Genomic DNA, 11,629 nt, shown 5'->3' on the forward strand with positions numbered 1-11,629 from the left:
GTGAAGTTTAAAGTGATGGCCCTGGCGGCATTAGTAAGTTTCGGTGCGGTGTCGGTGCAGGCAAGTGAACTGCCGGAAGGCCCGCACATCGTCACGTCAGGCACCGCAAGCGTCGATGCGGTACCGGATGTTGCAACCCTGGCGATTGAAGTGAACGTGGCGGCGAAAGATGCCGCTTCCGCCAAGAAACAGGCGGACGATCGTGTTGCGCAATACCTCTCCTTCCTGGAGCAGAACGGTGTCGCTAAAAAAGACATCAGCTCTGCTAACCTTCGTACCCAGCCGGATTACGACTACCAGAACGGCAAAAGCATTCTGAAAGGCTATCGCGCCGTGCGCGCCGTGGAAGTGACCGTGCGTCAGTTGGACAAGCTGAATTCCCTGCTGGACGGCGCGCTGAAGGCCGGCCTGAACGAAATCCGTTCGGTGTCGCTGGGCGTTGCGCAACCGGAGAAATACAAAGACGAAGCGCGTAAAGCGGCGATTGATGATGCCATTCATCAGGCGGAACAGCTGGCGTCTGGCTTTAAGAGCAAGCTTGGCCCGGTATACAGCGTGCGTTACCACGTCTCTAACTACCAGCCAAGCCCGATGGTGCGGATGATGAAGGCGGACGCCGCGCCGGTTTCTGCTCAGGAAACTTACGAGCAGCCGACCATTCAGTTCGACGATCAGGTGGATGTGGTGTTCCAACTGGAGCCAACTCAAACTCAGCAAACTGAGGCGGCTAAGGCGCAGTAATTTGCCCTCACCCTAACCCTCTCCCACAGGGAGAGGGAATTCAAGCGATTAATCCTGTCTCAACACCTTATGCCCAAACGCCAGCAGCGCATCCGTGACGTTGCGCATCATGCGGCTTTCCGGCGCAAAGCGGTGCCAGTAAAGCATCCGGCGCTGATAGAGCCCCGGCGTTAGGTCAATTAGCTCACCGCTTTTCAACTCTTTCTCAATTTGCAGGTGCGGGATCATGCAGCAGGTGGTGCCCTGACGCGCCAGCTGCACAAAGGCTTCTGACGAGTTGACGATATGACACGGCACGCTGCCCGGCGGCAGGTCAAAGTTTTGCTGCAAAAACGCCTGGTGCATATCGTCCAGATGGTCGAACGCCACGGCAGGCGCTTTCAGCAGCGCGGCGCGGGTGACGCCATTCGGGAAGTAGCGCTCCGCAAAGGCTTTTGAACCGACAAACAGGTAGTCGAGCGCGCCCAGCTGATCGACAAGACAGCTTGGCAGCGCCTGAGGCTGGATACTGACCGCCCCAACCACTTCGCCGCGACGCAGGCGCTCCTGGGTGCGGGTTTCATCTTCAACCTGCAGATTCAGGCGGATAGGGGAGTCGGCCAGCACTGGCGCAAGGGCCGGCAGCAGCCAGGTCGCCAGACTGTCGGCGTTGACCGCCAGCGAGAGCAGCAGCGGCGTGGAACCCGTTTGTTCGTCACCCAGCCACTCGTCTTCCAGCAGCTCAACCTGACGCAGCAGGGCGAGAAGTTTTTGCCCTTGCTCCGTTGGGCGCGGCGGCACGGTACGCACCAGCAGCGGCTGCCCGAACATGTTTTCAAGCTGTTTGATACGCTGTGATACGGCGGACTGGGTGATACACAGCTTTTGCGCTGCGCGCTCAAAGCCGCGTTCACGAATAACTGCATCAAGTGCCTGTAGTGTTCTGTAGTCCGGACGTTTCATTGCTCTGGCTGGCTCCTAAATTTTGCTTAATCTGCACTATGACACAATTTTCCCTTCCTGGCAGACGAAATCCATTCGACGTGTTCTATAATGCGCCCTGAGTTTTCACACCACAGGCAAAACGATCATGACGCAGGATGAACTGAAAAAAGCAGTAGGATGGGCCGCTCTCCAGTACGTACAGCCAGGGACCATTGTCGGTGTTGGTACGGGGTCAACGGCGGCGCACTTTATCGATGCACTGGGCACGATGAAGGGGCAGATCGAGGGCGCGGTTTCCAGCTCCGATGCGTCCACGGAAAAGCTGAAAAGCCTCGGCATTACCGTTTTCGATCTCAACGAAGTGGATCGTCTGGGCATTTACGTTGATGGCGCGGATGAAATCAACGGCCATATGCAGATGATCAAAGGCGGCGGCGCGGCGCTGACCCGCGAAAAGATCATCGCCTCCGTGGCGGACAAGTTCATCTGCATCGCGGATGCCTCCAAGCAGGTCGACATTCTGGGTAGTTTCCCGCTGCCGGTTGAAGTGATCCCAATGGCGCGCAGTGCGGTTGCCCGTCAGCTGGTGAAGCTAGGCGGCCGTCCGGAATACCGTCAGGGCGTGGTCACCGACAACGGTAACGTCATCCTCGACGTTCACGGTCTGGAGATTCTCGACGCGATTGCCCTGGAAAACGCTATCAACGGCATTCCTGGCGTCGTCACCGTAGGGTTATTTGCCAACCGCGGCGCGGACGTGGCGCTGATCGGTACGGCTGACGGTGTGAAAACCATCGTAAAATGATCTGACGGGGGGAGTGCTCCCCCCGCTAAAAAATTTTTGAAAAGCTAAATTTGGTGACTTGTGTCACGCTTTTCCGCCTCTTTTGCCGATCCTGCCACGTTTGTAAATTTCCTCAGCATTTTACTCTGTCATTTTGCCCTGTATGACTTTTCTTCAGAGTGCCGACGCAAACGTTCATATTGCTGCAATAGTTTTTTTTGATATGTTGGCTACAGCGGATTTCAATCCAGCACAACATCAGTTCAGATAAAAACAGGGTCGGGGAAATGGCAAAGGTATCACTGGAGAAAGACAAGATTAAATTCCTGCTGGTCGAGGGCGTGCACCAGAAAGCGCTTGATAGCCTTCGTGCGGCGGGTTACACCAACATCGAATTTCACAAAGGCGCGCTGGACACGGAAGAGCTGAAAGCCGCCATCCGTGATGCCCACTTCATTGGCCTGCGATCCCGTACCCACCTGACTGAAGACGTGATTGCCGCGGCAGAAAAGCTGGTTGCTATTGGCTGCTTCTGCATCGGCACCAACCAGGTCGACCTGAACGCTGCCGCAAAACGCGGTATCCCGGTCTTTAACGCCCCGTTCTCCAACACCCGTTCCGTGGCGGAGCTGGTAATTGGCGAACTGCTGCTGCTGCTGCGCGGTATCCCGGAAGCTAACGCCAAAGCGCACCGCGGCGTGTGGAACAAACTGGCCGCGGGCTCATACGAAGCCCGTGGTAAAAAGCTGGGCATCATCGGCTACGGCCACATTGGTACCCAACTGGGGATCCTCGCGGAGTCGCTGGGGATGCACGTCTACTTTTACGATATCGAAAGCAAGCTGCCGCTGGGTAACGCGACGCAGGTACAGCATCTTTCTGACCTGCTGAACATGAGCGACGTAGTCAGCCTGCACGTGCCGGAAAACGCCTCCACCAAAAACATGATGGGCGCGGAAGAGCTGGCGCTGATGAAGCCGGGCTCTCTGCTGATCAACGCCGCGCGCGGTACGGTGGTCGATATCCCTGCGCTGTGCGATGCCCTGAAGCGTAAGCATCTGGCGGGGGCGGCCATCGACGTGTTCCCGACGGAACCGGCCACCAACAGCGATCCGTTTAACTCTCCGCTGTGCGAATTCGACAACGTGATCCTGACGCCGCACATCGGCGGTTCTACTCAGGAAGCGCAGGAGAATATCGGCCTGGAAGTGGCGGGTAAGCTGAGCAAATATTCCGACAACGGTTCAACGCTCTCTGCGGTGAACTTCCCGGAAGTCTCTCTGCCGCTGCACGGCGGTCGTCGTCTGCTGCATATCCACGAAAACCGTCCTGGCGTGCTGACCGCCATCAACCAGATCTTTGCCGAGCAGAGCGTGAACATTGCCGCCCAGTACCTGCAAACCAACTCGCAGATGGGTTATGTGGTTATTGATATTGAAGCCGATGAAGATGTTGCCGAGAAAGCGCTGCAGAGCATGAAGGCCATACCGGGGACAATTCGCGCGCGTCTGCTGTACTGATACGTGCGGTCTGTGGTGTCGGGTGGCGGCTGCGCCTTACCCGACCTACGTTGAGGTTTTGTAAGCCGGGTAAGCGTAAGCGCCACCCGGCTTTTTTCTACCAGACCCAGATTTTGCCGGGCGTCACCACCGCCGGCAGCGGCACATCCCATTTCTCCACCGGCAAGGCTTCTACAGCCTGGCAATCATGCGCATAGCCGACCGGCTGCAGCCCGTACTGCTGCCAGTTTTGCAGGGTTCTGTCATAAAATCCCCCGCCCATGCCTAAACGCTGACCCTGTTCATCAAACGCCACCAGCGGCGTAATCAGCACGTCCAGCTCGGAAAGCGGTAATACGTCGCGCACGTCGAGTTTCGGTTCGGTAATTTTCAGACGATTTACCACCAGTTCGCTGTGCGGGTGGTAGTGCAGAAACAGCAAATTACCCTGGCTAAACGGATGCAGTACCGGCAGGTAAACCTTCTTTCCGGCGCGCCAGAGCTGGTCGATAAGCGGTTGGGTATCCAGCTCGCCATCAAACGACAGGAACAGAGCGACCGTGTTGGCCATCACCACAGGCGGATACGCCATCATGCGGGCGGCGGCCTGCTGCGCAAAGTATGCTTGTTGTTCGGACGTAAGTGCGCGACGACGCTGGCGAATGAGCTGACGAATATCCTGGCGTGAGGCAGTAACTTCAGGGAATTGAGTCATGGTAGTGGGTAGAAGAAGAAAGAGGGAATCTCCGAGATGCCGCCGCAGGCTGTAACCCTTGAACCCTTGGTTCAAGGTGAATGTGTCGTCATAGTTTTAAGGCTTCTCGGACGAACCGAGCATGCTCACCAACCATGGAGCGCCACATTCTTGTGGTATGAAATATCGGCTCAGGGGACTGGCCCGCTTGCGAACATCTCAGAGAAATTTTGTCTTCACAGTTACTCTACCATAGTCAACTGAGAAGTGTTATTCAAACTTTGGTCCCGGTCTTTCGGGATTGCGACCTTGATCAAGCAACGCCTGTTCAATGGTCTGCTGGAGCATTTTAATGCGCTGCTCCATGCTAGCCGCGTAGTCGCGGGTCTTCGCTTTTTCCTGAGTCAGTTCATAGCTGATGTTCAACGCGGCGATGAAAACCAGCTGCTCAGTATTTGTGACTCTAGTGCGTTCTTTTAGATCTTGCAACCGCTGATTCAAATCGTCCGCAGCCTGATTCAAAGCATCCCTTTGTTCAGGCGGACAATTCACTCGCAGTGAACGGCCAAAAATCTGGAGATCGACGGGTTGTGCAGACATGCCACCTTCCTGCTGATTGACTGCGCTGCCTTCGCTTACTGCCCCGGGGGCTGCGAAGGGGCGACACTATAGCTACCCTGATGTGAAGATACAAGCCCTTTTCTGGTATCACCAGGGTCCAAAGTGGTAGCATATCATGAATATCCTCCCTTTGATGACGAATGCGTATGTCTATACAGAACGAAATGCCTGGTTACAAGGATTTAAACCAGTTACTGAACCAGCAGGGAGTCGGTCTTACCCCTGCCGAAATGCACGGTCTGATCAGCGGCATACTGTGTGGCGGAAACAGCGACAGCTCATGGCAGCCGCTGATCCACGACCTCACGAACGAAGGGCTGGCGTTTGGCCACGAACTGGCGGAAGCGCTGCGAAAAATGCACGCGGCAACCAGCGATTCGCTGGAAGACGATGGCTTCCTTTTTCAGCTTTATCTGCCTGAAGGCGACGATGTCAGCGTCTTCGATCGCGCCGATGCGCTCGCGGGGTGGGTAAACCACTATCTGCTTGGCCTGGGCGTCACCCAGCCTAAGCTTGATAAAGTCACCGGCGAAGCGGGTGAAGCGATTGACGATCTGCGCAACATCGCCCAGCTTGGCTACGATGAAGAAGAAGATCAGGAAGAGCTGGAGATGTCTCTCGAAGAGATCATCGAGTACGTGCGCGTGGCGGCGCTGCTGTGCCACGACAATTTCACGCGCTCGCAGCCGACCGCGCCGGAAGTTCGCAAGCCAACCTTACATTAAGAAAAATAACGCACAGGAGGGTGTCATGGTTATCTCGCAACAAGAGTATTTGCGCCGTCGTCAGGCGCTGCTGGCAAAGATGCAGCCGGGCAGCGCGGCGCTGATTTTTGCCGCGCCCGAAGTGACGCGCAGCGCAGACAGCGAATATCCCTATCGCCAGAGCAGCGATTTCTGGTACTTCACCGGCTTTAACGAGCCGGAAGCGGTGCTGGTGCTGATTAAGAGCAATGACACCCACAACCACAGCGTGATTTTTAACCGCGTACGAGACTTAACCGCTGAAATATGGTTTGGCCGCCGCTTAGGGCAAGAGGCCGCCCCGGAAAAGCTGGGCGTTGACCGCGCGCTGGCGTTTAGCGAAATCAACCAGCAGCTCTATCAGCTGCTTAATGGCCTCGACGTGCTCTACCACGCGCAGGGCGAATACGCCTACGCCGATGAGATTGTTTTTAACGCGCTGGAAAAGCTGCGTAAAGGCTCGCGGCAGAACCTGTCCGCGCCCGCCACCCTCACGGACTGGCGTCCGGTGGTGCACGAGATGCGTCTGTTCAAATCTGAAGAAGAGCTGAACGTGATGCGCCGTGCGGGCGAAATCAGCGCCCTGGCGCACACCCGCGCGATGGAAAAATGTCGTCCCGGAATGTTCGAATACCAGTTGGAAGGCGAAATTCACCACGAATTTAACCGTCACGGCGCGCGCTTCCCGTCCTACAACACCATCGTTGGCGGCGGGGAAAACGGCTGCATTCTGCACTACACCGAAAACGAAAGCGCGCTGCGCGACGGCGATCTGGTGCTGATTGACGCCGGTTGCGAATATCAGGGTTATGCGGGCGACATCACCCGTACCTTCCCGGTGAACGGTAAATTCTCACCGGCGCAGCGGGCGATTTATGACATTGTTCTCGAATCGCTTGAGACGGCGCTCACGCTGTATCGCCCTGGCACCTCCATTCAGGAGGTGACCGGTGAGGTGGTGCGCATCATGATTACCGGGCTGGTTAAGCTTGGGATCCTCAAAGGGGATGTCGACACCCTGATTACCGAGAATGCTCACCGTCCGTACTTTATGCACGGCCTGAGCCACTGGCTGGGGCTGGACGTGCACGACGTGGGCGCGTACGGCCCTGAACGTTCGCGCGTGCTTGAGCCGGGCATGGTGCTGACCGTCGAGCCGGGTCTGTACATCGCGCCGGATGCCGACGTGCCAGAGGAATACCGCGGAATTGGCATTCGTATTGAAGACGACATCGTCATTACCGAAACCGGCAACGAAAACCTGACCGCGAGCGTGGTGAAAAAAGCGGACGATATCGAGGCGCTGATGGCAGCGGCGCGCGTATGAGCGTGATTATCGTTGGCGGCGGCATGACCGGCGCCACGCTGGCGCTGGCCATTTCGCATTTGACGAAGGGCCAGCTTCCGGTGCATCTGGTTGAAGCCGTCGCGCCGCAGGCGAAGAATCACCCTGGGTTTGATTCCCGCGCCATTGCCCTGGCGCAAGGAACCTGCCAGCAGCTGTCGCGCATTGGCATCTGGCAGGCCATCGCCGACTGCGCCACCGCCATTAATACCGTGCACGTAAGCGATCGCGGCCATGCCGGGTTTGTGACGCTGGATGCCCACGATTACCGTATTGACGCGCTGGGTCAGGTCGTTGAACTGCACGATATTGGCCTGCGCCTGTTCCGCCTGTTGCAGGACGCGCCGGGCGTTACGCTGCACTGCCCGGCACGCGTTGCCAGCTTCACCCGCAGTGAAGACGCGGTCAGCGTAACGCTGGACAATGGCACCGTGCTTGACGGACAGCTTTTGGTTGCGGCTGACGGGTCGCGCTCGGCGCTCGGCACCCAGTGCGGCGTAGAGTGGCGGCAGCAGCCTTACGGGCAGGTCGCGGTCATTGCGAACGTCTCGACCGCAGCAGAACACAACGGCCGGGCGTTCGAGCGCTTCACCCAGCACGGCCCGCTGGCGATGCTGCCGATGACGGACGGGCGCTGCTCGCTGGTCTGGTGCCACCCGCAGGATAAGGCCGAAGAGGTTAAGTCCTGGTCAGACGAACGTTTTTGTACCGAGCTGCAGAAAGCCTTTGGCTGGCGGCTGGGGCGTATTACCCATGCCGGAAAACGTGCGGTCTATCCGCTGTCGTTAACCACGGCATCACAGTCTGTTTCTCACCGCGTGGCGCTGGTTGGCAACGCGGCGCAAACCCTCCACCCCATCGCCGGTCAGGGCTTTAACCTCGGCCTGCGGGATGTGATGAGCCTGGCAGAAACGCTTTCGCAGGCGTGGAGCGAACAAAAAGACTGCGGTGCATATTCGGTGCTAAGCCATTACCAGACGCGACGCCAGGCCGATAAAGAGGCGACAATTGGCGTCACCGATGGTTTAGTCCATCTCTTTGCCAATCGCTGGGCGCCGCTGGTTGCTGGTCGCAACCTCGGGCTGATGGCGATGGAACTGTTCATTCCGGCACGTGACGTGCTGGCGCAGCGGACCCTGGGTTGGGTCGCGCGTTAAGGAGTTATCACCGTGCAAAATGTTGATGTTGCCATCGTTGGCGGCGGAATGGTTGGGCTGGCGCTGGCCTGTGGATTACAGGGCAGCGGCCTGCGCGTGGCCGTACTGGAGCAAAAGCCGCCCCAGCCCGTCGCGCCTGATGCCCCGCCGGAACTCCGCGTGTCGGCGATTAACGCGGCCAGCGAAAAGCTGCTGACGCGTCTCGGCGTCTGGTCAGATATCATCGCCCAGCGCGCCAGCTGCTATCACGGCATGGAAGTGTGGGACAAAGACAGCTTTGGCCATATTGCCTTTGATGATGAAAGCATGGGCTATAGCCATCTGGGCCATATCATTGAGAATACGGTGATCCACCACGCGCTGTGGCAGAAAGCAGAGCAGTGCAGCGACGTGACGCTGGTAGCGCCTGCGCAGATCCAGCAGGTGGCATGGGGCGAAAACGAGGCGTTTATCACCCTGCAAAGCGGCGACATGCTCACCGCGCGTCTGGTGGTGGGGGCCGATGGCGCCAACTCCTGGCTGCGCAACAAGGCCGATATTCCGCTGACGTACTGGGATTACCGCCATCATGCGATGGTGGCGACGATCCGTGCCGAAGAGCCGCACGGCGGCGTGGCCCGGCAGATTTTCCACAACGACGGTATTCTGGCGTTCCTGCCGCTTGCCGATCCGCACCTGTGCTCGATTGTCTGGTCCCTGGTGCCGGAGAAAGCCCAGCAGATGCAGGAGACGACGCCGGAGGCCTTTAACCAGGCGCTGTGCGTGGCGTTTGATAACCGCCTTGGCCTGTGCACGCTTGAAAGCGAGCGTCAGGTGTTCCCGTTAACCGGCCGCTACGCGCGCCAGTTTGCGGCGCACCGTCTGGCGCTGGTGGGCGATGCGGCCCATACCATTCATCCGCTGGCGGGGCAGGGCGTTAACCTCGGCTTTATGGACGCGGCGGAGCTGGTCGAGGAGCTGCGTCGTCTGCATCGTGAAGGTAAAGATATCGGCCAGCATCTGTATCTGCGTCGCTACGAGCGCAGCCGCAAGCACAGTGCGGCGATGATGCTGGCAGGCATGCAGGGCTTCCGCGAGCTGTTTGCCGGGGCAAATCCGGCGAAAAAACTGCTGCGCGATATCGGCCTCAAGCTGGCCGACACCCTTCCCGGCGTCAAACCTCAACTTCTTCGTCAGGCAATGGGTCTAAACGATCTTCCCGACTGGTTACGCTAATCTCGATCCCCGTCACACTTTATTTTCCCGGCCTCTGCGCCGGGAAAATTCCCTCGTTTGAAATATTCTAATTCCACGCCATTTTTCGCATTAGATATTCTCATGTCATGATTTTTACGTGACGGAAATTCGGCCCGTTTTTCCGCACGAAATATCACCATGTGCTAAATCCTGTTAGATCATTGTTAATTTTGTGCGGGGTTAATCGCATTTTTCCAGTGAATAACTCTGTAGGCTTTTCAGCGTTTTTTGGTCATAAGCTAATGTGATGACCCGTTTTACCTTATGGTTAACCGCCGGTTTCGGTGGTAAGTTCAGGTAAAAGAGAACGTTTGCGTCGGCATTCGGGAACGAGGCCGATACCGGGTTTCACGGTGAATTTTTCAACGAGGACAAGATGGCTCAACAGACTCCTTTGTACGAACAGCACGTGTTATGCGGCGCCCGCATGGTGGACTTCCATGGCTGGATGATGCCGCTGCACTACGGCTCGCAGATTGATGAGCACCACGCGGTGCGCACCGATGCCGGTATGTTCGACGTGTCCCACATGACGATTGTCGACCTGCGCGGAAGCCGCACCCGGGAGTTCTTGCGTTATCTGCTGGCAAACGACGTCGCCAAGCTGAAGACGCCGGGCAAAGCGCTCTATACCGGCATGCTGAATGCCTCGGGCGGCGTGATTGATGACCTTATCGTCTACTACTTCGCCGAAGATTTCTTCCGCCTCGTTGTAAACTCCGCCACCCGCGAAAAAGACCTCTCCTGGATCACCCAACACGCCGAACCTTATGCCATCGACATCACCGTCCGTGACGATCTGTCGCTGATCGCCGTGCAGGGGCCGAACGCGCAGGCAAAAGCCGCGTCTCTGTTTGACGACAATCAGCGCAACGCCACCGAAGGCATGAAGCCGTTCTTCGGCGTGCAGGCGGGGGATCTGTTTATCGCCACCACCGGCTATACCGGTGAAGCGGGCTACGAAATTGCGATGCCGAACGAGAAAGCAGCCGATTTCTGGCGCGCGCTGGTAGAAGCGGGCGTGAAGCCTGCGGGTCTGGGCGCGCGCGATACGCTGCGTCTGGAAGCGGGGATGAATCTCTACGGTCAGGAGATGGATGAAGGGGTTTCTCCGCTGGCGGCCAACATGGGCTGGACCATCGCGTGGGAACCGGCTGACCGTGATTTTATTGGCCGTGAAGCGCTGGAGATGCAGCGCGAGAAGGATACCGAACAGCTGGTTGGCCTGGTGATGAAGGAAAAAGGCGTGCTGCGCGGCGAACTGCCGGTGCGTTTTACCGATGCCGACGGCAATCCTCGCGAAGGCGTGATCACCAGCGGTACCTTCTCCCCGACGCTGGGCTACAGTATTGCACTGGCACGCGTGCCGGCGGGCATTGGCGACACGGCGGTGGTACAAATCCGCAACCGCGAAATGCCGGTCCACGTGACCAAACCGATTTTTGTTCGCGCCGGTAAGCCGGTCGCCTAACTATTTTTATCAGGAGAACTTCAATGAGCAATGTGCCAGCAGAACTGAAATACAGCAAAGAACACGAGTGGCTGCGCAAAGAGGCGGACGGCACTTACACCGTAGGGATCACCGAGCACGCGCAAGAGCTGCTGGGCGACATGGTGTTTGTTGACCTGCCTGAAGTGGGCGCAACCGTCAGCGCGGGCGATGACTGCGCCGTGGCGGAGTCCGTCAAAGCGGCATCCGATATCTACGCACCGGTAAGCGGCGAGATTGTTGCCGTGAACGACGCGCTGAGCGACTCCCCGGAACTAGTCAACAGCGAGCCGTATGAAGGCGGCTGGATCTTCAAGATCAAAGCCAGCGACGAATCTCAGGTTGCCGCGCTGCTGGATGCGACCGCGTACGAAGCACTGTTAGAAGACGAGTAAG

General features: G+C 57.7%; 12 protein-coding genes and 1 other RNA gene. 9 read left to right on the forward strand and 4 right to left on the reverse strand.

Features of this window, described 5'->3' with window-relative positions; translation table 11 throughout:
• On the forward strand, nucleotides 1-741 hold the full coding sequence (locus USG84_RS10920) for an oxidative stress defense protein (RefSeq protein WP_253543260.1): 741 nt from the start codon (nucleotides 1-3) through the stop codon (nucleotides 739-741).
• A gap of 48 nt (nucleotides 742-789) precedes the next feature.
• Here the strand turns inward: USG84_RS10920 and argP are convergent, their stop codons facing one another.
• Nucleotides 790-1,683 (reverse strand): DNA-binding transcriptional regulator ArgP, encoded by an 894-nt coding sequence (gene argP, locus USG84_RS10925; protein ID WP_003860089.1) that lies wholly within the window; start codon nucleotides 1,681-1,683, stop codon nucleotides 790-792.
• Nucleotides 1,684-1,810: 127 nt separating this feature from the next.
• Here argP and rpiA point away from each other — a divergent pair, with 127 nt between their 5' ends.
• Nucleotides 1,811-2,470: a ribose-5-phosphate isomerase RpiA gene (rpiA, locus tag USG84_RS10930; RefSeq protein ID WP_022649322.1), complete on the forward strand. Its 660-nt coding sequence runs from the start codon at nucleotides 1,811-1,813 to the stop codon at nucleotides 2,468-2,470.
• Between the two features lie 266 nt (nucleotides 2,471-2,736).
• Nucleotides 2,737-3,969 (forward strand): phosphoglycerate dehydrogenase, encoded by a 1,233-nt coding sequence (serA, locus tag USG84_RS10935; protein WP_041908347.1) that lies wholly within the window; start codon nucleotides 2,737-2,739, stop codon nucleotides 3,967-3,969.
• Between the two features lie 97 nt (nucleotides 3,970-4,066).
• On the opposite strand, the gene USG84_RS10940 is transcribed toward serA, so the two are convergent.
• The 3 genes from USG84_RS10940 to zapA all read right to left on the reverse strand — a co-directional run bounded on the left by USG84_RS10940 (nucleotide 4,067) and on the right by zapA (nucleotide 5,242).
• Entirely contained in the window at nucleotides 4,067-4,663 is a 597-nt protein-coding gene (locus USG84_RS10940; protein ID WP_151412618.1) for a 5-formyltetrahydrofolate cyclo-ligase, read from the reverse strand.
• 24 nt (nucleotides 4,664-4,687) lie between these two features.
• Nucleotides 4,688-4,871: non-coding RNA, 6S RNA (gene ssrS, locus USG84_RS10945), on the reverse strand.
• A gap of 41 nt (nucleotides 4,872-4,912) precedes the next feature.
• Nucleotides 4,913-5,242 (reverse strand): cell division protein ZapA, encoded by a 330-nt coding sequence (zapA, locus tag USG84_RS10950; protein ID WP_006811891.1) that lies wholly within the window; start codon nucleotides 5,240-5,242, stop codon nucleotides 4,913-4,915.
• 167 nt (nucleotides 5,243-5,409) lie between these two features.
• Between zapA and USG84_RS10955 the strand changes: the two genes are divergently transcribed.
• The 6 genes from USG84_RS10955 to gcvH all read left to right on the forward strand — a co-directional run bounded on the left by USG84_RS10955 (nucleotide 5,410) and on the right by gcvH (nucleotide 11,628).
• A complete protein-coding gene (locus USG84_RS10955) occupies nucleotides 5,410-5,988 on the forward strand; it encodes a YecA family protein (RefSeq protein ID WP_028014333.1) in 579 nt (192 codons plus the stop codon).
• Nucleotides 5,989-6,019: 31 nt separating this feature from the next.
• The gene (pepP, locus tag USG84_RS10960; RefSeq protein ID WP_151412656.1) at nucleotides 6,020-7,333 is read left to right on the forward strand and encodes a Xaa-Pro aminopeptidase; all 1,314 of its coding nucleotides are present in this window, start codon (nucleotides 6,020-6,022) and stop codon (nucleotides 7,331-7,333) included.
• Nucleotides 7,330-8,508 carry a 2-octaprenyl-6-methoxyphenyl hydroxylase gene (gene ubiH, locus USG84_RS10965; protein ID WP_151412617.1) on the forward strand — a complete coding sequence of 393 codons (1,179 nt, stop codon included), beginning with the start codon at nucleotides 7,330-7,332 and terminating at the stop codon, nucleotides 8,506-8,508. The genes pepP and ubiH overlap by 4 nt, the downstream gene beginning before the upstream one ends.
• 12 nt (nucleotides 8,509-8,520) lie before the next feature.
• Nucleotides 8,521-9,723 (forward strand): FAD-dependent 2-octaprenylphenol hydroxylase, encoded by a 1,203-nt coding sequence (ubiI, locus tag USG84_RS10970; RefSeq protein ID WP_151412616.1) that lies wholly within the window; start codon nucleotides 8,521-8,523, stop codon nucleotides 9,721-9,723.
• 397 nt (nucleotides 9,724-10,120) lie between these two features.
• Complete coding sequence (gene gcvT, locus USG84_RS10975) at nucleotides 10,121-11,215, forward strand: glycine cleavage system aminomethyltransferase GcvT (protein WP_151412615.1); 1,095 nt, start codon at nucleotides 10,121-10,123, stop codon at nucleotides 11,213-11,215.
• 23 nt (nucleotides 11,216-11,238) lie between these two features.
• Nucleotides 11,239-11,628: a glycine cleavage system protein GcvH gene (gene gcvH / locus USG84_RS10980; protein WP_014885143.1), complete on the forward strand. Its 390-nt coding sequence runs from the start codon at nucleotides 11,239-11,241 to the stop codon at nucleotides 11,626-11,628.
• Nucleotide 11,629: the final 1 nt, after the last annotated feature.

This window comes from Enterobacter sp. 168J2 (assembly GCF_034107265.1).
Classification (GTDB): domain Bacteria; phylum Pseudomonadota; class Gammaproteobacteria; order Enterobacterales; family Enterobacteriaceae; genus Enterobacter; species Enterobacter nematophilus.

Bases quoted from the DNA above. Each gene is read 5' to 3' on its own strand.
- argP (WP_003860089.1), bottom strand. From the start codon at position 1,683: ATGAAACGTCCGGACTACAGAACACTACAGGCACTTGATGCAGTTATT.
- zapA (WP_006811891.1), bottom strand. From the start codon at position 5,242: ATGTCTGCACAACCCGTCGATCTCCAGATTTTTGGCCGTTCACTGCGA.
- USG84_RS10955 (WP_028014333.1), top strand. From the start codon at position 5,410: ATGTCTATACAGAACGAAATGCCTGGTTACAAGGATTTAAACCAGTTA.
- gcvH (WP_014885143.1), top strand. From the start codon at position 11,239: ATGAGCAATGTGCCAGCAGAACTGAAATACAGCAAAGAACACGAGTGG.
- ubiH (WP_151412617.1), top strand. From the start codon at position 7,330: ATGAGCGTGATTATCGTTGGCGGCGGCATGACCGGCGCCACGCTGGCG.
- serA (WP_041908347.1), top strand. From the start codon at position 2,737: ATGGCAAAGGTATCACTGGAGAAAGACAAGATTAAATTCCTGCTGGTC.
- rpiA (WP_022649322.1), top strand. From the start codon at position 1,811: ATGACGCAGGATGAACTGAAAAAAGCAGTAGGATGGGCCGCTCTCCAG.
- USG84_RS10940 (WP_151412618.1), bottom strand. From the start codon at position 4,663: ATGACTCAATTCCCTGAAGTTACTGCCTCACGCCAGGATATTCGTCAG.
- gcvT (WP_151412615.1), top strand. From the start codon at position 10,121: ATGGCTCAACAGACTCCTTTGTACGAACAGCACGTGTTATGCGGCGCC.